General features: G+C 70.3%; 23 protein-coding genes. 8 read left to right on the forward strand and 15 right to left on the reverse strand.

Annotated elements, in window-relative coordinates:
- Window positions 1-37 precede the first annotated feature (37 nt).
- Both sufB and ACZ6S6_RS00650 read right to left on the reverse strand, forming a co-directional pair.
- Window positions 38-1459 carry a Fe-S cluster assembly protein SufB gene (sufB, locus tag ACZ6S6_RS00645; RefSeq protein WP_362962040.1) on the reverse strand — a complete coding sequence of 474 codons (1422 nt, stop codon included), beginning with the start codon at window positions 1457-1459 and terminating at the stop codon, window positions 38-40.
- A complete protein-coding gene (locus ACZ6S6_RS00650; protein WP_362962038.1) occupies window positions 1456-2196 on the reverse strand; it encodes a helix-turn-helix transcriptional regulator in 741 nt (246 codons plus the stop codon). Before ACZ6S6_RS00650 ends, sufB begins: the two co-directional genes overlap by 4 nt.
- A 136-nt stretch (window positions 2197-2332) precedes the next feature.
- Here ACZ6S6_RS00650 and ACZ6S6_RS00655 point away from each other — a divergent pair, with 136 nt between their 5' ends.
- From ACZ6S6_RS00655 to ACZ6S6_RS00665, 3 genes are all read left to right on the forward strand, one after another.
- A complete protein-coding gene (locus ACZ6S6_RS00655; RefSeq protein ID WP_362962036.1) occupies window positions 2333-3280 on the forward strand; it encodes an ABC transporter ATP-binding protein in 948 nt (315 codons plus the stop codon).
- Window positions 3277-4044 (forward strand): ABC transporter permease, encoded by a 768-nt coding sequence (locus ACZ6S6_RS00660; protein ID WP_469702701.1) that lies wholly within the window; start codon window positions 3277-3279, stop codon window positions 4042-4044. The genes ACZ6S6_RS00655 and ACZ6S6_RS00660 overlap by 4 nt, the downstream gene beginning before the upstream one ends.
- Window positions 4045-4109: 65 nt before the next feature.
- The gene (locus ACZ6S6_RS00665; RefSeq protein WP_469702704.1) at window positions 4110-5120 is read left to right on the forward strand and encodes a COX15/CtaA family protein; all 1011 of its coding nucleotides are present in this window, start codon (window positions 4110-4112) and stop codon (window positions 5118-5120) included.
- Between the two features lie 39 nt (window positions 5121-5159).
- On the opposite strand, the gene dgoD is transcribed toward ACZ6S6_RS00665, so the two are convergent.
- From dgoD to ACZ6S6_RS00690, 5 genes are all read right to left on the reverse strand, one after another.
- Window positions 5160-6305, reverse strand: coding sequence for a galactonate dehydratase (gene dgoD / locus ACZ6S6_RS00670; RefSeq protein ID WP_469702706.1), 1146 nt, complete (start codon window positions 6303-6305; stop codon window positions 5160-5162).
- Window positions 6302-7144, reverse strand: a complete 843-nt coding sequence (locus tag ACZ6S6_RS00675) for a FadR/GntR family transcriptional regulator (protein WP_469702708.1) — start codon at window positions 7142-7144, stop codon at window positions 6302-6304. Before ACZ6S6_RS00675 ends, dgoD begins: the two co-directional genes overlap by 4 nt.
- A gap of 41 nt (window positions 7145-7185) precedes the next feature.
- Window positions 7186-7944 (reverse strand): SDR family NAD(P)-dependent oxidoreductase, encoded by a 759-nt coding sequence (locus tag ACZ6S6_RS00680; protein WP_469702711.1) that lies wholly within the window; start codon window positions 7942-7944, stop codon window positions 7186-7188.
- Between the two features lie 260 nt (window positions 7945-8204).
- Complete coding sequence (locus ACZ6S6_RS00685; RefSeq protein WP_469702713.1) at window positions 8205-8561, reverse strand: hypothetical protein; 357 nt, start codon at window positions 8559-8561, stop codon at window positions 8205-8207.
- A 97-nt stretch (window positions 8562-8658) separates the two neighbouring features.
- Window positions 8659-9612, reverse strand: a complete 954-nt coding sequence (locus ACZ6S6_RS00690; RefSeq protein WP_362962022.1) for a heme o synthase — start codon at window positions 9610-9612, stop codon at window positions 8659-8661.
- A gap of 423 nt (window positions 9613-10035) precedes the next feature.
- Between ACZ6S6_RS00690 and tkt the strand changes: the two genes are divergently transcribed.
- From tkt to pgl, 5 genes are read left to right on the forward strand one after another with little or no spacing between them, the layout of a single operon-like run.
- On the forward strand, window positions 10036-12138 hold the full coding sequence (gene tkt, locus ACZ6S6_RS00695) for a transketolase (RefSeq protein ID WP_362962020.1): 2103 nt from the start codon (window positions 10036-10038) through the stop codon (window positions 12136-12138).
- Window positions 12139-12172: 34 nt separating this feature from the next.
- On the forward strand, window positions 12173-13291 hold the full coding sequence (tal, locus tag ACZ6S6_RS00700) for a transaldolase (RefSeq protein ID WP_362962018.1): 1119 nt from the start codon (window positions 12173-12175) through the stop codon (window positions 13289-13291).
- 5 nt (window positions 13292-13296) lie between these two features.
- Window positions 13297-14829, forward strand: a complete 1533-nt coding sequence (gene zwf / locus ACZ6S6_RS00705) for a glucose-6-phosphate dehydrogenase (RefSeq protein ID WP_362962016.1) — start codon at window positions 13297-13299, stop codon at window positions 14827-14829.
- Complete coding sequence (gene opcA, locus ACZ6S6_RS00710) at window positions 14826-15872, forward strand: glucose-6-phosphate dehydrogenase assembly protein OpcA (protein WP_469702718.1); 1047 nt, start codon at window positions 14826-14828, stop codon at window positions 15870-15872. The genes zwf and opcA overlap by 4 nt, the downstream gene beginning before the upstream one ends.
- Window positions 15869-16654 (forward strand): 6-phosphogluconolactonase, encoded by a 786-nt coding sequence (gene pgl / locus ACZ6S6_RS00715; RefSeq protein WP_469702720.1) that lies wholly within the window; start codon window positions 15869-15871, stop codon window positions 16652-16654. The genes opcA and pgl overlap by 4 nt, the downstream gene beginning before the upstream one ends.
- A 124-nt stretch (window positions 16655-16778) precedes the next feature.
- Here the strand turns inward: pgl and ACZ6S6_RS00720 are convergent, their stop codons facing one another.
- From ACZ6S6_RS00720 to gap, 8 genes are all read right to left on the reverse strand, one after another.
- Entirely contained in the window at window positions 16779-18296 is a 1518-nt protein-coding gene (locus tag ACZ6S6_RS00720) for a PH domain-containing protein (RefSeq protein WP_469702723.1), read from the reverse strand.
- Window positions 18293-18796 carry a PH domain-containing protein gene (locus ACZ6S6_RS00725; protein WP_469702725.1) on the reverse strand — a complete coding sequence of 168 codons (504 nt, stop codon included), beginning with the start codon at window positions 18794-18796 and terminating at the stop codon, window positions 18293-18295. The genes ACZ6S6_RS00720 and ACZ6S6_RS00725 overlap by 4 nt, the downstream gene beginning before the upstream one ends.
- Before the next feature lie 4 nt (window positions 18797-18800).
- The gene (pgi, locus tag ACZ6S6_RS00730; RefSeq protein ID WP_469702727.1) at window positions 18801-20468 is read right to left on the reverse strand and encodes a glucose-6-phosphate isomerase; all 1668 of its coding nucleotides are present in this window, start codon (window positions 20466-20468) and stop codon (window positions 18801-18803) included.
- A 216-nt stretch (window positions 20469-20684) separates the two neighbouring features.
- Complete coding sequence (locus ACZ6S6_RS00735) at window positions 20685-21020, reverse strand: RNA polymerase-binding protein RbpA (RefSeq protein ID WP_073735395.1); 336 nt, start codon at window positions 21018-21020, stop codon at window positions 20685-20687.
- Window positions 21021-21128: 108 nt separating this feature from the next.
- Entirely contained in the window at window positions 21129-21365 is a 237-nt protein-coding gene (secG, locus tag ACZ6S6_RS00740; RefSeq protein ID WP_362962005.1) for a preprotein translocase subunit SecG, read from the reverse strand.
- Window positions 21366-21478: 113 nt separating this feature from the next.
- The gene (gene tpiA / locus ACZ6S6_RS00745) at window positions 21479-22255 is read right to left on the reverse strand and encodes a triose-phosphate isomerase (protein WP_362962004.1); all 777 of its coding nucleotides are present in this window, start codon (window positions 22253-22255) and stop codon (window positions 21479-21481) included.
- A gap of 6 nt (window positions 22256-22261) precedes the next feature.
- Window positions 22262-23473: a phosphoglycerate kinase gene (locus tag ACZ6S6_RS00750; protein WP_469702732.1), complete on the reverse strand. Its 1212-nt coding sequence runs from the start codon at window positions 23471-23473 to the stop codon at window positions 22262-22264.
- Between the two features lie 108 nt (window positions 23474-23581).
- A complete protein-coding gene (gene gap, locus ACZ6S6_RS00755) occupies window positions 23582-24592 on the reverse strand; it encodes a type I glyceraldehyde-3-phosphate dehydrogenase (RefSeq protein WP_362962000.1) in 1011 nt (336 codons plus the stop codon).
- Between the last annotated feature and the right edge of the window lie 165 nt (window positions 24593-24757).

Raw genomic sequence — 24757 nt, forward strand, 5'->3', positions numbered from 1 at the left:
GTCAGACAGATGTCAGGGGGATTCGGTCGCCGGCGTACTAGCCGACCGAACCCTCCATCTGCAGCTCGATCAGCCGGTTGAGCTCAAGGGCGTACTCCATCGGGAGTTCCTTCGCGATCGGCTCGACGAAGCCGCGCACGATCATCGCCATCGCCTCGAACTCGGTCATGCCGCGGCTCATCAGGTAGAAGAGCTGGTCCTCGGAGACCTTGGAGACGGTCGCCTCGTGCCCCATCGACACGTCGTCCTCGCGGACGTCGACGTAGGGGTAGGTGTCGGAGCGCGAGATCGTGTCGACCAGCAGCGCGTCGCACAGGACGTTGGACTTCGCGCCCGGCGCGCCCTCGCCGATCTCGATCAGACCGCGGTAGGAGGTGCGGCCGCCGCCTCGTGCCACCGACTTGGAGACGATGTTGGACGAGGTGTTCGGGGCCATGTGGACCATCTTGGCGCCGGCGTCCTGGTGCTGGCCCTCGCCCGCGAAGGCGATGGACAGGGTCTCGCCCTTGGCGTGCTCGCCCATCAGGTAGATGGCCGGGTACTTCATGGTGACCTTGGAGCCGATGTTGCCGTCGACCCACTCCATGGTCGCGCCCTCGTAGGCGACGGCGCGCTTGGTCACCAGGTTGTAGACGTTGTTCGACCAGTTCTGGATCGTCGTGTAGCGGCAGCGGCCGCCCTTCTTCACGATGATCTCGACGACCGCGGAGTGCAGCGAGTCCGAGGAGTAGATCGGCGCGGTGCAGCCCTCGACGTAGTGGACGTAGGCGTCCTCGTCGACGATGATCAGCGTCCGCTCGAACTGGCCCATGTTCTCCGTGTTGATACGGAAGTAGGCCTGGAGCGGGATCTCGACGTGCACGCCCTTCGGCACGTAGATGAACGAGCCACCGGACCACACGGCCGTGTTCAGCGAGGCGAACTTGTTGTCACCGACGGGGATGACGGTGCCGAAGTACTCCCTGAAGAGCTCCGGGTGCTCCTTCAGCGCGGTGTCGGTGTCCATGAAGATGACACCCTGCGCCTCCAGCTCCTCGTTGATCTGGTGGTAGACGACCTCGGACTCGTACTGCGCGGCGACACCGGCGACGAGGCGCTGCTTCTCCGCCTCCGGGATACCGAGCTTGTCGTACGTGTTCTTGATGTCCTCGGGCAGGTCCTCCCAGGACTCCGCCTGCTTCTCCGTCGAGCGCACGAAGTACTTGATGTTGTCGAAGTCGATGCCCGACAGGTCCGAGCCCCAGTTCGGCATGGGCTTCTTGCCGAAGAGCTTGAGGCCCTTGAGCCGCAGCTTCAGCATCCACTCGGGCTCGTTCTTCTTGTCCGAGATGTCGCGGACGACAGCCTCGGAGAGGCCGCGCTTGGCCGTCGCGCCTGCCGCGTCGGAGTCGGCCCAGCCGAATTCGTACGTGCCCAGGCCATCGAGCTCAGGGTGGGCAGTCTCCGTAGGGAGCGTCATGCGGGGTTCCTCCCGGACTTGCTTGTGGATGCTGAATCAGTCGTCTGTGAAGTGGGGTGACCGCTGCGCGGGATGTAGGTCGTGCACACCCCGTCGCCGTGGGCGATGGTGGCGAGACGCTGCACATGGGTCCCCAGGAGACTGGAGAAGATCTCCGTCTCCGCCTCGCACAGCTGCGGGTACTGCTCGGCGACGTGTGCGACCGGGCAGTGGTGCTGGCACAGCTGCTCGCCCTGCTGCGGGGCCGGCGCGCTACGCGCCGTAGCAGCGTACCCGTCGGCGGACAAGGCCTTGGCCAAGGCCTCCGTACGGGTCTCGGGGTCCGCGGCGTCGATCGCCGCGCGATAGGAAGCCACCTGGTCGGCGGCCCTGGCACGGGCGAACGCCATGACCGCTCCGTCGCCCGCGGTCTCGGCGATCCAGCGCAGGGCGTCCGCGGCGAGCTCGTCGTAGGACTGGTCGAAGGCGTCCCGGCCGCAGTCGGTCAGGGCGAACACCTTGGCCGGACGGCCACGGGTCCGCGCCCCGTACACCCGCTGCTCGCGGGCCTCCACGACATCGTCGGATACGAGGGCGTCGAGCTGACGGCGGACGGCGGCCTGGGTGAGCCCCAGGCGCTTCGCGAGATCGGCGGCGGTGGACGGGCCGTGGTCCAGGACGGAGCGCGCGATCCGGTTGCGCGTCGAGCGCTCACCGGTCGCGAGTTCCTCCTGCGGAGCCTCGCCAACGTATTTCACAACGCCATTGTTGCGTAATTCATCCGGCCCTGACAACCACGGTCCGAAACGATCTCCCGTGGAATCAATCACTTAGGGTCACCTAATCAAGCCCCGGGACGGGGGCCCCGGAGGCGGCTGCCTAGACTTACCGCCCATGAAGAGCGAGCCCGCCCCACCCCCGTCCGGCCCGGCTGTCCAGGTCCGTGGCCTGGTGAAGCGGTACGGCGACCGTACGGCGGTGGACGGCCTCGACCTGTGCGTGGACGCCGGTGCGGTCACCGCGGTCCTCGGCCCCAACGGCGCCGGGAAGACCACCACGATCGAGACATGCGAGGGGTACCGCCGTCCGGATGAGGGGACGGTCCGGGTCCTCGGTCTCGACCCCGTCACCGACGCGGCGCGGCTGCGCCCCCGGATCGGCGTGATGCTCCAGTCCGGCGGCGTCTACTCCGGCGCACGCGCCGACGAGATGCTCCGCCACACTGCGAAACTCCACGCCCACCCGCTGGACGTGGACGCCCTGATCGAGCGCCTGGGGCTGGGCGGCTGCGGCCGCACCACCTACCGCCGGCTCTCCGGCGGCCAGCAGCAGCGGCTCGCCCTCGCGATGGCCGTCGTCGGCCGCCCCGAGCTGGTCTTCCTCGACGAGCCGACCGCGGGCCTCGACCCGCAGGCCCGCCGCTCCACCTGGGACCTCGTACGGGAACTGCGCGGCGACGGCGTGTCCGTCGTGCTCACCACCCACTTCATGGACGAGGCCGAGGAGCTCGCCGACGACGTCGCGATCATCGACGCGGGCCGGCTCGTCGCCCAGGGCAGCCCGGAGACGCTCTGCCGCGGCGGCGCCGAGAACACCCTGCGCTTCACCGGCCGCCCCGGTCTCGATCTCGGCTCCCTGCTGAAGGCACTGCCCGACGGAACGGAGGCGGTCGAGCTCGGCACGGGCGCGTACCGCATCACCGGCCAGGTCGACCCGCAGCTGCTGGCCACCGTCACCTCCTGGTGCGCGCAGAACGGCGTGATGCCCTCCGGTATCTCCGTCGAGCGCCACACCCTGGAGGACGTCTTCCTGGAACTGACCGGAAAGGAGCTGCGCGCATGAGCGCCGGTACGTACACCCCCCGGCCGGGCGCGGCCCCGCTGCCCCGCATGATCGCCGCGCAGACCGCGCTGGAGACGCGGATGCTGCTGCGCAACGGCGAGCAGCTGCTGCTGACGGTGGTCATCCCGACGCTGCTGCTGGTCCTGTTCAGCGCGGTCGACATCGTGGACACCGGCTCGGGCGCGTCGGTCGACTTCCTGACCCCCGGCATCCTCGCGCTCGCCGTGATGTCCACGGCCTTCACCGGCCAGGCCATCGCCACCGGCTTCGAGCGGCGCTACGGGGTGCTCAAGCGGCTCGGCGCCTCCCCGCTGCCCCGCTGGGCGCTGATGACCGCCAAGACCCTCGCCGTGCTGGTCACCGAGGTGCTCCAGGTGGCGCTGCTCACGGTGATCGCCTTCGCGCTGGGCTGGTCGCCGCACGGCAACCCGTTCGCCGTCCTGCTGCTGCTCGTCCTGGGCACCGCCGCGTTCTCCGGGCTCGGCCTGCTGATGGCCGGGACGCTGAAGGCGGAGGCGACCCTCGCCGCGGCCAACCTGGTCTTCCTGCTGCTGCTGGTCGGCGGCGGGGTCATCGTGCCGCTGGACAAGTTCCCGGACGGTGTCCAGTCGGTGCTGGGGCTGCTGCCGATCGCGGCCCTCTCCGACGGCCTGCGGGACGTCCTCCAGCACGGTGCGGCGATGCCGTGGGGCGACCTCGGCATCCTGGCCGTGTGGGCGGTGCTGGGCCTGGGCGCGGCGGCGCGCTTCTTCCGCTGGGAGTGACCCGGGACACGCGACAGGTCATGGTTCGTCCCCCTCGTGAAAGCTTGCACAAGCGGCCGCCTACGATGGTCCCCGTGCCCAAGCTGACCCGAGCCGAAGTCGCTCAAGCCGTGCGAAACCCGCTTCAGTACATCGCCGATCGCTGGACGCCGTCCCCCCGGACCGTCCGGCGTGCCGCCCTGGCATCCGTCGTGCTGGCCATGGTGATCATCGTGGCCGGCGGTGCGGTCCGGCTGACCGGTTCCGGTCTCGGCTGCCCGACCTGGCCCAAGTGCTCCGACGACTCGCTGACGGCGACGAGCGAGATGGGCCTGCACGGCGCCATCGAGTTCGGCAACCGGATGCTCACGTACGTCCTGTGTGCCGTTGTCGGCTGGGCGATCATCGCCGCCCGGTCCGCGAAGCCCCGGCGGCGCAGTCTCACCCGGCTCGGCTGGGCGCAGTTCTGGGTGGTGATGGGCAACGCGGTGCTGGGTGGCGTCGTCGTACTCGTCGGCCTGAACCCGTACACCGTCGCGGCGCACTTCCTGCTGGCCACCGCACTCCTCACGATCGCCCTGCTGACCTGGCACCGCGTCGGGGAGGGCGACACCGCGCCCCGTCCGCTGGTCGGCAAGGCGGTCTCGCAGCTGACCTGGCTGCTGGTGGTGGCGGCCGGGCTGCTGATCGCGGTCGGCACGGTGGTCACGGGGGCCGGCCGGCACGCCGGGGACTCCAGCGACGTCCACCGCATCCCGATCGACTGGAAGATGATCGCGCAGCTGCACGCCGATCTCGCCTGGGTCGTGGTGGCACTGACCGTCGCGCTCTGGTTCGTCCTGAAGGCCGTCGACGCGCCCATCGGCCCGCTGCACCGTGCCCGGGACCTCTTCCTGATCCTGATGGCGCAGGGTGTGATCGGGTACGTCCAGTACTTCACGGACACGCCGGAGATCCTCGTCGGGCTGCACATGTTCGGCTCGTGCCTGGTGTGGATCGGGGTGCTGCGCGTCCTGCTGTCGCAGCGCGAGCGGCCGGTGGCCGTCGCCGAGGTGCCCGGCCCGGCGGCCGAGCAGCCGGAGCCCGCGACGGCCTGAACCCCGGCGCCGAAACGTGAACGGTCCCCGCCGGGGCGCTCACCATTCGGCGAACGATCCGTCGTCGTGCCGCCACACCGGGTTGCGCCAGGCGTGTCCGGAACGGCTCGCCGCGCGGACGGCGTTCTCGTCCACGGTGATGCCGAGCCCCGGCCGGTCGGTGCGCCGGGCGTGGCCGGCGTCGAAGCGGTACGGCTCGGTGTCCACGACGTAACTCAGCAGGTCGGCGTCCTTGTTGTAGTGGATGCCCCGGCTCTGCTCCTGGATGAGGAAGTTCGGGGTGGCGAACGCGATCTGGAGACTGGCCGCCAGCGCGATGGGGCCCAGCGGGCAGTGCGGGGCGAGCTGCACCCCGAAGGTGTCGGCGAGCGAGCCGATGCGGTGGACCTCGGAGATGCCCCCGGCGTGCGAGAGGTCCGGCTGGGCGACCGCGATCCCGGCCGTCAGCGCGGGCAGGAACTCGGCGCGCCCGTAGAGCCGTTCGCCGGTGGCGATGGGGACGGAGGTGGCGGCGGTGAGGGCGGGCAGCAGATGTCCCTGCTCGGGCAGGAGGGGTTCCTCCACGAACAGCGGGTGCAGCGCCTCGACGGCGTGCAGGACCCGGCGGGCCCCGGCCGGTCCGAATCTGCCGTGCATGTCGATGGCGACGTCGCGGCCGGGGCCGAGCACGTCGCGGACGGCGGCGACCCGTTCGACGACGGCGGCGGTCTCGGCGGGCGTTGCCAGCGGTGAGGTGCGGCCGGCCGCGTTCATCTTGACGGCGGTGAAGCCGGCCTCGACCTGGGCGGTGACCTCCTCGGCGAGGCGGGCGGGTTCGTCGCCGCCGACCCAGGCGTAGACCCGGACCCGGTCGCGCACGGGACCGCCGAGCAGGGCGTGGACGGGGGCGCCGTACGTCTTCCCGGCGATGTCCCACAGCGCCTGGTCGATTCCGGCGACGGCGCTGGAGAGCACCGGGCCGCCCCGGTAGAAGCCGCCCTTGCTGAGCACCTGCCAGTGGTCCTGGATACGCAGCGGGTCCCGGCCGATCAGGTATTCGGCGAGGACGTCCACGGCGGCCCTGACGACCTCGGCGCGGCCCTCGACGACGGGTTCGCCCCAGCCGACGACGCCCTCGTCGGTCTCGATCCGGCAGAACAGCCAGCGCGGCGGGACGAGGAAGGTCTCGATACGGGTGATCTTCACCGTTTCACGGTCCCCTCGTCGGTGCCGGCGGCGGTGACATGTACGTCCGCGGTCCCCTCGTCGGTGCCGGAGGCGGTGACCTGTGTGTCCGCGGCCCCTTCGTCGGTGCCGGAGGTGCCATGGACGTCCGCGGTGCCGTGGGCCCGGTCGAGGTCGCGTACGGCCTGGTCGAGCAAGGCCCGCATGGCGTGCTCGGCGGCGGCCGGGTCCCGGTCGCGGACGGCGTCCAGGACGGCTCGGTGGCTCGGGACCGGGTCCTCGCCGTGCTGGGAGCTGTGCACGATCTCGTCGCGGTGGGCGAGGCCGGACTCGATGACCATCTCCATGCGTTCCAGCAGTTCGTTGTGGGTGGCCGCGAGGAGGGCGCGGTGGAAGGCGAGGTCCGCCTCGACCGCGTGGGCGGGGCCGCCCTCCTGCTCGCCCATCGCGGTGATCGCGGCTTCGAGGACGGCCAGGTCCGCGTCGGTGCGGCGGTCGGCGGCCAGCCGGACGGCGGCCGGTTCGACGATGCCGCGGACCTCGCCCAGGTTGCGCAGGAGTGCCAGGTCGACGCCCGGTCCGGTGCCGCCGGCGAACTGCCAGCGCAGTACGTCCGCGTCGAGCAGGTTCCAGTCCGCGCGGGCCCTGACGAAGGTGCCGCGCTTCTGGCGGGCGTCCACGATCCCCTTGGCCGCGAGGACCTTCAGGGACTCGCGCAGGGCGGTCAGGCTGACGTCAAGCTCGCCCTGGAGCGCCACGAGGTCGAGTGTCGCCCCTTCGGGGATCTCGCCGCTCAGGACCCGGCGCGCGAGAGTCTCCACGGTCTGGCCGTGCACTCCGCGGCGCGCGTATGGCGTCATGTCCGTGTGCCTTTCTGCTGTGCGACGGGATACGGCGGGGGTCAGGCCGAGGCCTTGACGACGGACCAGCCGCCGTCCACGAGCAGGCTCGATCCGGTGATGTAGGACGCTTCGTCGGCGGCGAGGAAGGCGATGGCCGCGGCCGCCTCCTCGGGGGTGCCGAACCGGCCCGCGGCGGTCTCGGCGACGGTCTTGCGGCGGTCCTCCTCCCCCACCCGGTCCCAGGCCCCGGTGAGGATGGGACCCGGCAGTACGGCGTTGACCCGCACCTCGGGCCCGTACTCCACCGCGAGCTGTCCGCACAGCGACAGCAGCGCGCCCTTGGACGCGGCGTAGGCGGGGTGTCCGGGGATGCCCTTGTGGGCGTGGACCGAGGAGGTCAGCACCGCGGCGCCGCGCTGTGCGCGCAGGTCGGGCAGGACCGCCCGGAAGCCGAGGAAGGTGCCGGTGAGGTTGACCGCGAGCTGCCGCTCCCAGGAGGCGAGGGTCATCTCGTGGGCGGGGGTGACATCGACCGTGTAGGCGTTGCTCACCAGGACGCCGACGGGGCCGAAGGTGTGCGCGGCGGCCACGGCCCGCTGCCAGTCGCCCTCGTCGGAGACGTCCGTGCGGACGAAGCGGGCCCGGCCGCCCCCGGCGCGGATGCCTTCGGCGACGCTCTCGCCGGGGCCTTCCGCGATGTCCGCGAGGATCACCGCGGCGCCCTCCGCGGCGAGCCGTTCGGCGGTGGCCGCGCCGATGCCCGAGGCGGCTCCGGTGACCACGGCCACCTTGTCGGCGAAGCGGGGGTTTGCGTTCATGGTGCGGGTCGGCTCCTCGGGTTCAGCGATGCTGTCGTGACTCCAGTCACGATCTGTTGCCCGGCCGGGACCGTCAAGATTAATTACTAATTAAGTGAAACTCGGGTTCGCCGGTGGGCGGGCACGGAAACGGCGGAGGCCGGTCGGACTGATGCCCGACCGGCCTCCGCCGCGGTGTCTGTTCGGCCTGTGCGGCCCGTTCGGCCTGTGCAACCCGTTCGGCCTGCTCGGCCTGCTCGGCCTGCTCGGCCCTTCGGCCCTCAGCCCTTGTTGGCCGGGCCGCCGACCTGGATGCCGGCCATCCGCGTCCACTCGTACGGGCCCGTGCGCACCTTGGCGGCGAACTCGCCGTCGAAGGACTCGTGCATCGTGATCCCGGACTTCCGCGCGGCGCTCTCGGCGACCGCGTACGACGGGGCGACCAGATCGCCCCAGCCGCCGTCCTCGCCGACGAGGACGATGCGGGTGCCCGTCTGTCCGAGGTAGGCGAGCTGCCCCTCGGCGCCGCCGTGGGCCTTCGCGAAGGCACCGATCTGCTTGGCGAGGCGCGCCGCCCTGCGCTCCGCGCGCGCCGCCCGCCTGCCGTCCACCTGCTGGGTCTCAGCCGTCTCTGCCATGGACAGGATGCTACCGACGGGTAGTACAACTGGCGACGGGCGGGGCGCGTGGCGTGGGCCACGCACCCCGCCCGTCGGCGGAGGTCGAAGGGGCGGACTACCTCAGGAAGGGGTCCACCGCGACGGCGACGAACAGCAGCGACACATAGGTGATCGACCAGTGGAACAGCCGCATCTCCTTGAGCTTGGCCCCGGCGGCGCCGGCCTTGGCGCGGCTCTGCAGGCCGTGCGCCTCCCAGAGCCAGAAGCCGCCGGTGAGCACGGCCACCACCGTGTAGAACCAGCCGGTGTAGCCCAGCGGGGTCAGCAGCAGCGAGACGATGACCATGACCCAGCTGTAGAGCACGATCTGGCGGGCGACCACCCGGTTGGTGGCGACGACCGGAAGCATCGGGACACCGACCCGCGCGTAGTCGTCCTTCACCTTCATGGAGAGCGGCCAGTAGTGCGGCGGCGTCCAGAAGAAGATGACGGCGAAGAGGATCACCGCGGCCCAGGACACCGAGTTCGTCACGGCCGACCAGCCGATGAGGACCGGCATGCAGCCCGCGATACCGCCCCAGACGATGTTCTGCGAGGTGCGGCGCTTCAACAGCATCGTGTACACGACGACGTAGAAGAGCAGGGCGCCGAGCGACAGTGCCGCCGACAGCCAGTTCACCAGCAGACCGAACCAGGCCGTCGAGATCACCGCGAGGGCGATACCGAAGGCCAGGCACTCGCGCGGGCTCACCATGCCGGTGACCAGCGGTCGCTGCGACGTACGGTCCATCAACGCGTCGATGTCGCGGTCGATGTACATGTTCAGTGCATTGGCACCGCCGGCGGACAGGTAGCCGCCGATGGTGGTAGTGAGCACGAGCCACAGGTCGGGTACACCCTGAGCGGCCAGGAACATCACTGGAACAGTGGTGATCAGCAACAGCTCGATGATCCGAGGCTTGGTCAGTGCCACGAATGCCTTGACACGGGCCCCGAATGGGCGATGGCCCCCTGGGCTCGGAGTCAAGGCGACCCCTGCGGGTCGGGACTCGACGGCCGTCACGCACACCCCTGACAGAGAAATCCCAGCAAGCTCCGGGCGTGAAGGCCCGGTAAAGACTTGCGCGAACCAGTCCACTGTAGACGTTGAGGACATGCCGTCCTTCGCGGGGGTGGGGTCGTGTTGATGTGGCGTGGAGGGCCGTTGCGGCACCTGCGCGCAGGGCCTGGCTCATCCAGGTGACACGCCGGGATTCGCGGGCGCCCGGAGGACCCGCCCGGGGGTGTTCCGGAGCACCTCAGGAGTGGGTCCCGGCGCTCATCGGAGTGGCGCATCGGTGAGCCTGTGCGCTCATACGGGAGGCGAATCCGGCGGACCGCCCGCACCCTGGGATTTACCGGAAATCGCGGGTTGCGACGAGGGTAGGCTCGATAGTGCCCGGTGCGGTCACAGCCACCGGTTTACAACAGTGGAGAGGAGCCCTGACTCAGGGTGAGCACCAAGCCGACCACCACAGACCTCCAGTGGACCGAATTGGACCAGCGGGCCGTGGACACCGTCCGCGTTCTCGCCGCGGACGCCGTACAGAAGGTCGGAAACGGCCACCCGGGTACGGCCATGAGCCTGGCTCCCGCCGCGTACACCCTCTTCCAGAAGGTGATGCGGCACGACCCCGCCGACGCGGAGTGGACCGGCCGTGACCGGTTCGTGCTCTCGGTGGGCCACAGCAGCCTGACCCTCTACATCCAGCTCTACCTGGCCGGGTACGGCCTGGAGCTGGAGGACCTCGAAGCCTTCCGCACCTGGGGCTCGAAGACTCCTGGCCACCCGGAGTACGGCCACACCACGGGCGTGGAGACGACCACCGGTCCGCTGGGCCAGGGTGTCGCGAACGCCGTGGGCATGGCCATGGCCTCCCGCTACGAGCGCGGCCTGTTCGACCCCGAGGCGGCCCCCGGCACCTCCCCGTTCGACCACATGATCTGGGCCGTCGCCGGTGACGGCTGCCTCCAGGAGGGCATCTCCGCGGAGGCGTCCTCGCTGGCCGGGCACCAGAAGCTGGGCAACCTGGTCCTCCTGTGGGACGACAACCACATCTCCATCGAGGGCGACACGGAGACCGCGGTCTCCGAGGACACCCTCAAGCGCTACGAGGCCTACGGCTGGCACGTCCAGCGTGTCGCGCAGCTGCCCAGCGGTGACCTGGACCCGGCGGGTCTGTACGAGGCGCTCCTGGCCGCGAAGGCCGAGACCACCCGCCCGTCGTTCATCGCGGCCCGCTCGATCATCGCGTGGCCCGCTCCGCACGCCCAGAACACCGAGGCCGCGCACGGCTCGGCCCTCGGCGCCGACGAGGTCGCCGCGACCAAGAAGGTCCTCGGCTTCGACCCGGAGAAGTCCTTCCAGGTCGCCGACGAGGTCATCGCGCACACCCGTGAGGCGCTGGACCGCGGCCGTGAGGCCAAGGCCGTGTGGGAGAAGACCTTCGCCGCCTGGCGCACCGCGAACCCGGAGCGCGCCGCCGAGTTCGACCGCATCCGCGCGGGCGAGCTGCCCAAGGGCTGGGAGGACAGCCTTCCGGTCTTCGAGACCGGCAAGGGTGTCGCCACCCGCGCCGCCTCCGGCAAGGTGCTCCAGGCGCTCGGCGAGATCGTGCCCGAGCTGTGGGGCGGCTCCGCCGACCTCGCGGGCTCGAACAACACCACGATCGACAAGACGTCGTCGTTCCTCCCGGTCGGCAATCCGCTGCCGGGCGCCGACCCGTACGGGCGCACGATCCACTTCGGCATCCGCGAGCACGCCATGGCCGCCGCCATGAACGGCATCGCGCTGCACGGCAACACCCGCGTCTACGGCGGCACCTTCCTGGTGTTCTCCGACTACATGCGCAACGCCGTGCGCCTGTCCGCGCTGATGCACGCACCCGTGACGTACGTGTGGACGCACGACTCCATCGGCCTCGGCGAGGACGGCCCGACCCACCAGCCGGTGGAGCACCTGGCCTCGCTGCGCGCGATCCCGGGCCTGAACATCGTCCGCCCGGCCGACGCCAACGAGACCACGATCGCCTGGCGCGAGATCCTGCGCCGCTACACCAAGGTGTTCGGCAAGGGCGCCCCGCACGGCCTGGCGCTGACCCGCCAGGGCGTGCCGACGTACGGGGCGAACGAGAACGCGGCCAAGGGCGGCTACGTCCTCTTCGACGCGCAGACGCCCGACGGGCACGTCGCGACGCCGCAGCTGATCCTGATCGGCACCGGTTCCGAGGTACAGCTCGCCGTCGGGGCGCGCGAGGAGCTGCAGGCGGCCGGCATCCCGACCCGGGTGGTCTCGATGCCGTGTGTCGAGTGGTTCGAGGAGCAGGACCAGGCGTACAAGGACAGCGTCCTGCCGCCGTCCGTGAAGGCACGCGTGGCCGTCGAGGCGGGCATCGCGCTGACCTGGTACCGGTACGTCGGAGACGCCGGCCGGATCGTCTCGCTGGAGCACTTCGGTGCCTCGGCGGACGCCAAGGTCCTCTTCCGCGAGTTCGGCTTCACCGCCGAGCACGTTGCCGCCGCCGCCCGGGAATCTCTCGCGGCCGCCGCACGCTGACGCCGTTATACGACTAGTAGGAGATGCAATTCTCATGACAGACGCACTCAAGCGCCTCTCCGACGAGGGCGTGGCGATCTGGCTCGATGACCTGTCGCGCAAGCGGATCACCTCGGGCAACCTGGCCGAGCTGATCGACCAGCAGCACGTGGTGGGCGTCACCACCAACCCCTCGATCTTCCAGAAGGCGATCTCGCACGGCGACGGTTACGAGCAGCAGCTCACCGACCTCGCCACCCGCAAGGTCACGGTCGACGAGGCCATCCGCATGATCACGACGGCGGACGTCCGTGACGCCGCCGACATCCTGCGTCCGGTCTTCGACAGCACGGACGGCCAGGACGGCCGGGTCTCCATCGAGGTCGACCCGCGCCTGGCGCACCACACGGATGCCACCGTCGCCGAGGCCAAGCAGCTGGCCTGGCTGGTGGACCGGCCGAACACGCTCATCAAGATCCCGGCGACGAAGGCCGGCCTGCCGGCGATCACCGAGGTCATCGGCAGGGGCATCAGCGTCAACGTCACGCTGATCTTCTCGCTGGAGCGCTACCGCGAGGTCATGGACGCCTACCTGGCGGGCCTGGAGAAGGCGAAGGCCACGGGCCTGGACCTCTCCAAGATCTACTCGGTGGCCTCGTTCTTCGTCTCCCGTGTCGACACCGAGATCGACAAGCGGCTCGACGCGATCGGCAGCGACGCGGCCAAGGCCGCCAAGGGCAAGTCCGCCCTCGCCAACGCGCGCCTGGCCTACGAGGCGTACGAGGAGGTCTTCGGCGGCGAGCGCTGGGCGGCCCTCGACAAGGCGCGGGCCAATAAGCAGCGTCCGCTGTGGGCCTCCACCGGCGTCAAGGACCCGTCCCTCAAGGACACCCTGTACGTCGACGACCTCGTCGCGCCGAACACGGTCAACACCATGCCGGAGGCGACTCTGGACGCGGTGGCCGACCACGGCGAGATCACCGGCGACACCGTCACCGGTGGCTACGGCCAGGCCCGTGCCGACCTCGACGCGATCAAGGAGCTCGGGGTCAGCTACGACGACGTCGTCCAGCTCCTTGAGGACGAGGGCGTCGAGAAGTTCGAGGCGGCCTGGATCGACCTGCTCAACTCGACAGAGGCGGAACTCAAGCGCCTCGCCCCTTCGGAGGGCTGACCACTTTGTCTGGTGTTCCCGGAGCCAACCCGCTCCGTGACGCCCAGGATCGACGGCTCCCGCGCATCGCGGGGCCGTCGGGCCTGGTCATCTTTGGCGTCACGGGCGATTTGTCCCGTAAAAAGCTGATGCCCGCCGTCTACGACCTGGCCAATCGCGGCCTGCTGCCGCCGGGCTTCTCGCTCATCGGTTTCGCGCGCCGCGAATGGCAGGACGAGGACTTCGCCCAGGAGGTCCACGACGCCGTCAAGCAGCACGCCCGTACCCCGTTCCGTGAAGAGGTCTGGCAGCAGCTCATCCAGGGGATGCGCTTCGTCCAGGGCACCTTCGACGACGACGACGCCTTCGAGACCCTGAAGGCGACCATCCAGGAGCTCGACAAGGCACAGGGGACGGGCGGCAACTTCGCCTTCTACCTCTCCGTGCCGCCGAAGTTCTTCCCCAAGGTCGTCCAGCAGCTCAAGAAGCACGGGCTCGCCGACCAGAAGGAGGGTTCCTGGCGGCGCGCCGTCATCGAGAAGCCCTTCGGCCACGACCTCAAGAGCGCGCAGGAGCTCAACCAGCTCGTGCACGATGTGTTCCCGCCCAACGAGGTCTTCCGGATCGACCACTACCTGGGCAAGGAGACGGTCCAGAACATCCTGGCGCTGCGGTTCGCCAACACGATGTTCGAGCCGATCTGGAACCGTTCGTACGTGGACCACGTCCAGATCACGATGGCCGAGGACATCGGCATCGGCGGCCGGGCCGGCTACTACGACGGCATCGGCGCCGCGCGGGACGTCATCCAGAACCACCTGCTCCAGCTGCTGGCGCTGACCGCGATGGAGGAGCCCGGCTCCTTCCACCCGAAGGCGCTGGTGGCCGAGAAGCTCAAGGTGCTCACGGCCGTCGAGCTGCCGGACGACCTCGGCAAGCACACCGTGCGCGGCCAGTACGCGCACGCGTGGCAGGGCGGCGAGGAAGTCCTCGGCTACCTGGAGGAGGACGGTATCGACCCCAAGTCGACGACCGACACCTTCGCCGCGATCAAGCTGACGATCAACAACCGCCGCTGGGCGGGTGTGCCGTTCTATCTCCGGACCGGGAAGCGGCTCGGCCGCCGGGTCACCGAGATCGCGATCGTCTTCAAGCGCGCCCCGTATCTGCCCTTCGAGTCCGGCGCGACCGAGGAGCTGGGCAGCAACGCCCTGGTCATCCGGGTCCAGCCGGACGAGGGCGTGACCGTGCGGTTCGGCTCCAAGGTGCCCGGCACCTCGATGGAGGTCCGGGACGTCACGATGGACTTCGCCTACGGCGAGTCCTTCACGGAGTCCAGCCCGGAGGCGTACGAGCGGCTCATCCTCGATGTGCTGCTCGGCGACGCCAACCTCTTCCCCCGCCACCAGGAGGTCGAACTCTCCTGGGACATCCTCGACCCGATCGAGGAGTACTGGGACAAGCACGGCAAGCCCGCGCAGTACCCGTCGGGCACCTGGGGCCCGGCCGAGGCGGACGAGATGCTCGCACGAGACGGACGGAGCTGGCGCCGGCCATGAAGATCGATCTCACGGAAACCACTTCCAGCAAGATCAACCAGGCGCTCGTGTCGGCCCGCCGTGCCATCGGCACCCCGGCGATCGGCATGGTCCTCACGCTGGTCATCGTCACCGACGAGGAGAACGCCTACGACGCTCTCAAGTCGGCGGGCGACGCCTCGCGCGAGCACCCCTCGCGGATCATCGCGGTGATCAAGCGGGTCAGCCGTTCGCCGCGCAGCCGGCGCGACGCGCGGCTGGACGCCGAGGTCCGGGTCGGCTCCGACGCGGGCACCGGCGAGACCGTGGTGCTGCGGCTCTACGGCGAACTGGCCAACCACGCGCAGTCGGTGGTCCTTCCGCTGCTGCTGCCCGACGCGCCGGTCGTGGTCTGGTGGCCCGAGGCGGCGCCCGCCGATCCGGCGAAGGACCCGCTGGGCGCGCTCGCCCAGCGCCGGATCACGGACGCGTACTCGGCGGAGCACCCGAGCGCCGAACTGGCGGTGCGCGCGAAGTCGTACACCCCCGGCGACACGGATCTGGCCTGGACCCGGATCACGCCGTGGCGCTCGATGCTGGCGGCCGCGCTCGACCAGCAGACCGTGGAGGTCGTCTCGGCCTCGGTCGAGGGCGAGTCCGAGAACCCGAGCTGCGAGCTGCTGGCCATGTGGCTCGCGGACCGGCTCCAGGTTCCGGTGGAACGCACCATGTCGGGCGGCCCGGGTCTGACGGCCGTCCGGATGGAGACCAGGAACGGCACGATCGTGCTGGACCGGGCCGACGGTTCGCTGGCCACGCTCTCCATGGTGGATCAGCCGGACCGCGCGGTGGCGCTCAAGCGCCGGGAGACCGCGGAGCTGCTGGCCGAGGAGCTGCGCCGGCTCGACCCGGACAACACCTATGAGTCCTCGGTGAAGTTCGGCGTGGAACGGCTCGGGGAAGCGGGGGCGCCCAAGGCCGCCGCGGCCGCGAAGACGGGCGACTCGTCCACCGAGGCCACCGCGGCCGCCGCACCCGCCGCTCCGGCCAAGAAGACGGCGGCGAAGAAGGCGGCGTCGAAGTGAGCGCCGTCCCCCAGCTCGTCGTGCACCGCGACAAGGAGCTGATGGCACAGGCCGCGGCGGCCCGGCTGATCACGAAGGTCGTGGACGCCCAGGCCGCACGCGGTCACGCCTCGGTGGTGCTCACCGGCGGACGCAACGGCAACGGTCTGCTGGCCGCGCTCGCCGGGGCGCCCGCCAGGGACGCGGTCGACTGGTCGCGGCTCGACCTGTGGTGGGGCGACGAGCGGTTCCTGCCGGAGGGCGATCCGGAGCGCAATGTCACCCAGGCCCGCGAGGCCCTGCTGGACTCGGTGCCGCTGGACCCGTCCCGGGTGCACGCGATGCCCGCTTCGGACGGCCCGTACGGGCGGGACGTCGAGGCCGCCGCAGCCGCGTACGCCGCCGAGCTGGCCGCCGCGGCCGGTCCGCAGGACCACGGTCCGGTGCCGGTGTTCGACGTGCTGATGCTGGGCGTCGGCCCGGACACGCATGTCGCCTCGCTCTTCCCCGAGCTGCCCGCGGTACGGGAGACCGAGCGCACCGTCGTCGGTGTGCGCGGGGCGCCCAAGCCGCCGCCCGTCCGGGTCACGCTCACGCTGCCCGCGATCCGGGCGGCCCGCGAGGTGTGGCTGCTCGCGGCGGGCGAGGACAAGGCGGAGGCCGCGGCCATCGCCCTGTCGGGTGCCGGGGAGATCCAGGCCCCGGCGGCGGGCGCCTACGGACGCGGCCGCACGCTGTGGCTGCTGGACGCGGCGGCGGCGTCCCGGCTGCCGCGCGCCCTCTATCCGCCGGCCTCCGCCTGACCGGCCGGCAGTGGCGGTACCCGCGGGCCCGGCCTGCTCCTCGGAGCGGACCGGGCCCGCGGCGTGAGGGGCTCACCCCGCGCTCATCGGGCTCACGGGGGAGTGAGCCCCGCGCGCATCGGGCTCACTCCCCCGCCGGAACCCGCTCCAGAAAGGGCTCCAGCAGGCCGTGGACGGCCTCGGAGGCGAAGTCCAGGCCCTCGGCCGCGTCCGCGTCGTACACCGTGTACGCGCCCGCTCCGGCGGCTGTCGTGGCGGTGATGTTCAGCAGCCCGGCCCGCCGCTGGAAGTACGACTGGCGCACCGTCCAGCCGATCACCCCGGACCGTTCCAGCGCCGCGGTGGAGCGGCGCAGGGCGCCCGAGCGGGTCACCAGGTACGCGCCGCTGAGCGCGTGTCCCAGAGCGCGGTAGGCGTCCCGGGCCAGCAGCACCCCCACAGGGAGGCCCACAGCCGCGCAGCCGAGCGCGATCCAGAGCAGGACGGGCGTCAGCAGGGCGCCGAGCAGCGCGAGGACGAGGACCGGGAGCAGGACCGCCCACAGCACCCGGCGCAGCCGCCGGCCGCGGGCGGTGGCGGGGTGCGCGGTCAGCGGGGCGCCGGTCGGGGACACGGTCTCGCGGAGCACGGCGGCGGCGACGGCACCGGCGACCGGCCGGGGCGCGGCGGGCAGCAGGGTGTTGTGGTCGCCGTGCTGCTCGTCGTCGTCCTTGGCCAGACCGGTGGTGATGGCGTCGACCCGGGCGGCGCCCAGCAGCCGGACGCCGAGCGGCTCGACGAGGTCGACGCCGCGCAGCCGGCGCTCCTCGATGGAGACGGACCGGGAGGTGAGCAGTCCGCGCCGGATGCGCAGGGTGCCGCCGGGTTCGCGTTCGAGGCGGTAGTTCCACCACATCTCGACCCAGAGCCCCAGCGCGCCGACGACCCCGGCGAGTACTCCGGCGACGGCGAGGAGCACGATCACCGAGAGCAGGGAGGTGTCCCGGTAGCGGTCACCGACCCATTCGATGACCTCGCCCTGCGCCCCGAACCAGTCGCTGACCTGCAGTACGGCCCCGGCCGCCGCGCCGCCGAGCGCGGGTGCGACGAACGAGACCGGTGCGTAGCGGATCCAGCGCGGGTCGAGGGCGACGAGCTCGCCCTCGCGGTGGCTGCCCGAGGTGGCGGTGGGGCCTCGCTCCAGGAGTGCGCGGCGCAGCCGTTCGCCCTCGGCCCGCAGGACCGGGTCGAGCTCCAGGGTGGATTCGCCGCCGGTGTGCTCACCGGTGCCGATCCGGACGGTGACGAGCCCGAGGACGCGCTGGAGCAGATGGGCGGTGACGTCGACGCTCCGGATGCGTTCGCGTGCCAGCGAGCGCTTCTTGACCAGCAGCAGACCGGTGTGGAGCTCGACGCGGTCGGCGCCGACGCGGTAGCGGGTGCGGCGCCAGCGTACGTAGTCGGCGCCCGTGCCGAAGGCGATCAGGAGGGCGGCGCCCGTCAGCACCCAGGCGACGGCGGGGCCGAAGCCGAGGCGTCCGGAGAGCCCGAGTGTGGTCGGCACGGCGGCACCGGCCGCGACCCCGGCGGTGACGAGGGTGGTGAGCCAGACCGTGCGGCGGTCGAGGGACCGCCAGTCCCCGGCCGGGGCCGCCGTGCTCATGTGGCGTCCCCGGGGGTGTCCTGGGTGATCCGGGTCAGCCGCTCGGCGAGCTCGGCCGCCAGCTCGTGGTCGAGGCCCTCGATCCGGACCGCGCCCTTGGCGGAGGCGGTGGTGACGGTGACCGTGGCGAGCCGGTAGAGCTGTTCGAGGGGGCCGCGCACGGTGTCCACGGTCTGGATCCGGGACATCGGCGCGATCCGCCACTCCTGCCACAGCAGCCCGGTGCGGACGTACACCGCCTCGTCGGTGACCTCCCAGCGATGGGTGCGGAACCACCAGAGGGGGACGAGGACGGCGCAGCCGGTGCCGAGCACCGCGAGCACCGCGGCGGGCAGCAGCAGCCAGAACCGGGCGGGCGCGATGAGCCCGCCCAGCACGGCCAGGACCACCACCGGACCGGCGGTCAGCAGCAGCCACCGGGTCCGCCACCAGCGGACGGCCCGCGAGTCCAGTGTGTGCGCCGGAGCCCGCAGCCGTACCGCCCCCTCCCCCGTGGCCATGGGCTCAGCGTCCCCTGAGCTCGCGGTAGGCGGCGACGAGCGCGGCGGTCGAGCTGTCCAGCCGCTCGGCGGCCTCGCGCTCGGCCGCCTTGTCCTCGGTCAGCACCGGCTCGATCTTCTTGGCGAGGACCTTGCCGAGTTCGACGCCCCACTGGTCGAAGGAGTCGATGTTCCAGACGGCGCCCTGGACGAAGACCTTGTGCTCGTACAACGCGATCAGCTGGCCGAGCACCGAAGGCGTCAGCCGGTCCGCGAGGATCGTCGTGGTCGGGTGGTTGCCCCGGAACGTCTTGTGCGGCACCAGCTCATCGGCGACGCCCTCGGCGCGCACCTCGTCCGGTGTCCTGCCGAAGGCCAGCGCCTGGGTCTGGGCGAAGAAGTTGGCCATCAGCAGGTCGTGCTGGGCGACCAGTCCGGGCAGCAGGCCGTCGACCGGCTCCGCGAAGCCGATGAAGTCGGCCGGGATGACCTTGGTGCCCTGGTGGATCAGCTGGTAGTACGCGTGCTGCCCGTTCGTGCCGGGGGTGCCCCAGACGACCGGTCCGGTCTGCCAGTCCACCGGGTTGCCGTCGCGGTCCACCGACTTGCCGTTGGACTCCATGTCGAGCTGCTGGAGGTACGCGGTGAACTTGGACAGGTAGTGGCTGTAGGGCAGTACGGCGTGCGACTGGGCGTCGAAGAACGCGCCGTACCAGACGCCGAGCAGCCCCAGCAGCAGCGGGGCGTTCTCCTCGGCCGGGGCGGTGCGGAAGTGCTCGTCGACGAGGTGGAAGCCGTCCAGCATCTCGCGGAACCGGTCCGGGCCGATGGCGATCATCAGCGAGAGGCCGATGGCGGAGTCGTACGAGTAGCGGCCGCCGACCCAGTCCCAGAACTCGAACATGTTCGCGGTGTCGATACCGAAGTCCGCGACCTTCTCGCCGTTCGTCGACAGCGCCACGAAGTGCTTGGCCACCGCGTCCTGACCGGCCCTCAGACCGGTCAGCAGCCAGTCGCGGGCAGAGGTGGCGTTGGTGATCGTCTCGATCGTGGTGAAGGTCTTCGACGCGATGACGAAGAGCGTCTCGGCGGGGTCGAGACCGTGCAGGGCCTCGTGGAGGTCGGCGCCGTCGACGTTGGAGACGAAGCGGACGGTCAGCGAGCGGTCCGTGAAGGAGCGCAGCGCCTCGTACGCCATCGCGGGGCCCAGGTCCGAGCCGCCGATGCCGATGTTGACGATGTTCTTGATCGGCTTGCCGGTGTGACCGGTCCACTCGCCCGACCTGACGCGCTCCGAGAAGGCGGCCATCTTGTCGAGCACCGCGTGCACGGCGGGCACCACGTTCTCGCCGTCGACCTCGATCACGGCGTCGCGCGGGGCGCGCAGCGCGGTGTGCAGGACGGCGCGGTCCTCGGTGGTGTTGATCTTGTCGCCGCGGAACATCGCGTCCCGCAGCGCGGCGACCCCGGTCGCCCCGGCGAGTTCGCGCAGCAGCCGGAGCGTCTCATCGGTGACCAGCTGCTTGGAGTAGTCGATGTACAGGTCACCGACCCGCAGCGTGTATCCGGTGCCCCGCTCCGGATCGTCCGCGAACAGCTCGCGCAGATGGGTCGTCCCGAGCTGCTCACGGTGCTTTCCCAGCGCGGTCCATTCCGGCGTCTGGTTGAGCCTGGTTTGACTTTGTGCGTTCATCCCGGACATCAGCCCACTTCTCCTCGTCACCGCAGTTCCCCGCTGCCCCACCAACTTAATTGATCAGGGGGACGGACGGGACGGCGGCGGGCTGCGGCACGGCGGAAGCATTCCGGCCGGGCACCCTGAGGGTGCCCGGCCGGTGAACGACTTCTAGGGCCTCTCGTTTGGATCATGCTGGGCTCGCGGGGTCCAGCCTGATCCAAACGAAAGGCCCTAGATCTCGCCGCGGAGTTTCGCGAGGGCCTCGGCGAGAATCGCCTCGCCGTCCTCGTCGCTGCGCCGCTCGCGCACGTACGCGAGGTGCGTCTTGTACGGCTCGGTGCGCGGCGGGTCGGGCGGGCTGTCGCGGTCCTGGCCGGCCGGGAAGCCACAGCGGGGGCAGTCCCAGGTGTCCGGTACCTGCGCGTCATGGGCGAAGCTCGGCTGCGTCTCGTGCCCGTTCGAGCACCAGAAGGAGATGCGGGCGCGTGGCGCGGACTCGCCGCGCTCGGCCTCCCCCATCGGCCCCGCTCCGACCCGGCTTCCCCGGATCGCGTTGCCACTTGCCACGGTCGTAACTCCCTGCGTGATGGTGCTCGAAGATGCCCCAGTCTACGTAAGGCCCAACGCGCGTCCAGTGATTGGAGTTACACCCTCACAGGAATCGCGTACGACGGGTCAGTTGTCCAGCTTGATGAGCAGACCAAGCACCACAATGCATGCGAACCAGCACAGACCGACCACGACGGTGATCCGGTCGAGGTTGCGCTCGGCGACCGAGGAGCCACCGACGGACGACTGCATGCCGCCACCGAACATGTCGGAGAGACCGCCGCCCTTTCCCTTGTGCATCAGCACCAGCAGCATCATCAGCAGGCTGAAGACAATCAGGGTGATCTCGAACGCCAAAATCACGGCTGGTCCCTACTTTCCGGAATTCCTGGACTGCGTATGCGAACAACGGGGGCCGGGAGGCTGTGCCCTCCTCGGCCCCCGCAAGGGTACGACGGATCCGCGCTACCGCATACTCACTGGTCGCGGAAGCGGACGATCTTGACGAACTCGTCGACGTCCAGCGCGGCGCCGCCGATCAGCGCGCCGTCCACATCGGGCTGCGCCATGATCGCGGCGACGTTGCCGGACTTGACCGAGCCGCCGTACTGGATGCGGACCGCGTCGGCCAGCTCCTGCGAGTACAGCTCCGCGAGACGGCCGCGGATCGCACCGCAGACCTCCTGCGCGTCGTCGGGGGTGGCGACCTCGCCGGTGCCGATGGCCCAGACCGGCTCGTAGGCGATCACGATGGACTCGGCCTGCTCGGCCGGGACGTCCTTCAGCGCGCCGTCCAGCTGGGCGAGCGTGTAGGAGACCTGCTCACCGGCCTTGCGGATGTCCAGGCCCTCGCCGACGCAGAGGATCGGGGTCAGGCCGTGCCGGTACGCGGCCTTCACCTTGGCGTTGCAGACCTCGTCGGTCTCGGCGTGGTACTGGCGGCGCTCGCTGTGGCCGACGGCGACATAGGTGCACTTCAGCTTGGCGAGCATGGGACCGGAGATCTCACCGGTGTACGCGCCGGAGTCGTGCGCCGAGATGTCCTGGGCGCCGTACTTGATCTTCAGCTTGTCGCCGTCGACCAGCGTCTGCACGGAGCGCAGGTCGGTGAAGGGCGGCAGGACTGCGACCTCGACGGCGTCGTAGTCCTTGTCGGCCAGGGCGAAGGAGAGCTTCTGGACGTGTGCGATGGCCTCCAGGTGGTTGAGGTTCATCTTCCAGTTGCCCGCCATCAGCGGGGTGCGGGTGGTCATGAAAGGTCAGTCCTCCAGTGCGGCCAGGCCGGGAAGCGTCTTGCCCTCAAGGTATTCGAGGCTGGCGCCGCCACCGGTCGAGATGTGTCCGAACGCGTTCTCGTCGAAGCCCAGGATGCGGACGGCCGCGGCGGAGTCGCCACCGCCGACCACGCTGAAGCCGGACGAGTCGACGAGGGCCTGGGCGACCGCCCTGGTGCCCTCGGCGAAATCGGGGTGTTCGAAGACGCCCATGGGGCCGTTCCAGAAGACGGTGGCCGCGTCGGCGAGCTTCGATGCGTAGAGCTTGTTGGTCTCCGGACCGTTGTCCAGCCCCATCTGACCGGCCGGCATGGCGTCGGCGGCGACGGTGGTGGGGTGGGCCGGAGCCTTGGTCTTGAGGTCGGGGAACGCCGGGGCGACCACGACGTCGACGGGGAGCACGAACTCCACGCCCTTCTCCTCGGCGCGCTTGAGGTACTCCAGGACCACCGGGATCTGGTCCTCCTGGAGCAGCGAGCTGCCGACCTCGTGGCCCTGGGCCTTGAGGAAGGTGTACGCCATGCCGCCGCCGATGAGGATGCGGTCGGCCCGCTCCAGGAGGTGGTCGATGACGCCGAGCTTGTCGGAGACCTTGGCGCCGCCGAGCACGACCGCGTAGGGCCGCCGCACCTCGTCGGTGAGCTTCTTCAGGACGCCGACCTCGGTGGCGATCAGGTCGCCCGCCGCGTGCGGCAGCCGGGCCGGGAGGTCGAAGACCGAGGCGTGCTTGCGGTGCACGGCGCCGAAGCCGTCACCCACGTACACGTCGGCGAGCTCGGCCAGCTGGTCGGCGAACGCGCCGCGCTCGGCGTCGTCCTTCGACGTCTCGCCGGCGTTGAAGCGGAGGTTCTCGATGACGGCGACCTTGCCGTCGGTGAGGGCGGCGACCGTGGCGCGGGCGGACTCGCCGACCGTGTCGGTCGCGAAGGCCACGTCGGTCCCGAGCAGTTCACCGAGCCGGGTAGCCGCGGGCGCCAGCGAGAACGCCGGGTCCGGGGCGCCCTTGGGGCGGCCCAGGTGCGAGGCGACGACGACCCGGGCACCGGCCGCGGCCAGCTTCTCCACGGTCGGCTGGACCGCGCGGATGCGGCCGTCGTCGGTGATGGTGGTGCCGCTGAGCGGCACGTTGAGGTCGGCGCGGACGAATACGCGCTTGCCGGTGACCCCTTCGGCGAGAAGTTCGTCGATGGTCTTCATCTTCTGGACTCCTTGGAAGGACGAGAGAGCATGCAACGAGGCTCGAACGGCGCGTCATTGCGCTGTTCGAGCCCCGTACTCACATCGAGGTGCCTGCCGGTTCGAAGGTCAGAGCTGGCTGCCGACGAAGACGGTCAGGTCGACGAGGCGGTTGGAGTAGCCCCACTCGTTGTCGTACCAGCCGAGGATCTTCACCGTGTTGCCCTCCTGGACCATGGTCAGGGAGGAGTCGAAGGTGCAGGACGACGGGTCACCGACGATGTCCGAGGACACGATCGGGTCCTCGGTGTACGTCAGGAAGCCCTTGAGGTCGCCGTCGTCGGAGGCCTTCTTGAACGCGGCGTTGACCTCGTCCTTGGTGACCTCGCGCTCCAGGGTCACGACGAGGTCGGTGGCGGAACCGGTCGGGACCGGGACACGCATCGCGATGCCGTCGAGCTTGCCCTTGAGCTGCGGGAGGACCAGAGCGGTCGCCTTGGCGGCGCCGGTCGTGGTCGGAATGATGTTCTCGGCGGCGGCGCGGGCGCGGCGCAGGTCCGAGTGCGGGAAGTCCAGGATCCGCTGGTCGTTCGTGTACGCGTGGACCGTCGTCATCAGGCCCTTGACGATGCCGAAGTTCTCGTCGAGAACCTTGGCCATCGGCGCCACACAGTTGGTGGTGCAGGAGGCGTTGGAGATGACGTGGTGGTTGGCCGCGTCGTACTTGTTCTGGTTGACGCCCATCACGATGGTGATGTCCTCGTCCTTGGCCGGAGCCGAGATGAGGACCTTCTTGGCGCCGCCGGCGATGTGCTTGGCGGCGTCGGCCTTCTTGGTGAAGATGCCGGTCGACTCGATCACGATGTCGACGCCCAGCTCGCCCCACGGAATGTCCGAGGGGTTGCGCTCGGAGAGCACCTTGATGGTGTGACCGTCGACGGTGATGGTGTCGGCGGTGTGGCTGACCTCGGCCTTGAGACGACCCAGAATGGTGTCGTACTTCAGCAGGTGAGCCGTGGTCGCAGTGTCACCCAGGTCGTTGACAGCCACGATCTCGATGTCCGCACCCTGCTCCAGCAGCGCGCGGAAGTAGTTACGACCGATGCGGCCAAAGCCGTTGATGCCTACGCGGATCGTCACGAACCGATCTCCTCGTTAGGTACGCCGGTTTTCGACGCCGGCGAGTTGTATGGGATGTCCCCGACCGCCTACGACACTACCCCTCCGAGGCCCCGGGAGTGACATCGAGCGGGGCGGGAGGAACGGGCAAAGGCCCGTACTCCCCAGTAGGAGCACGGGCCTCCG

This window comes from Streptomyces sp. NPDC048671 (assembly GCF_055587045.1).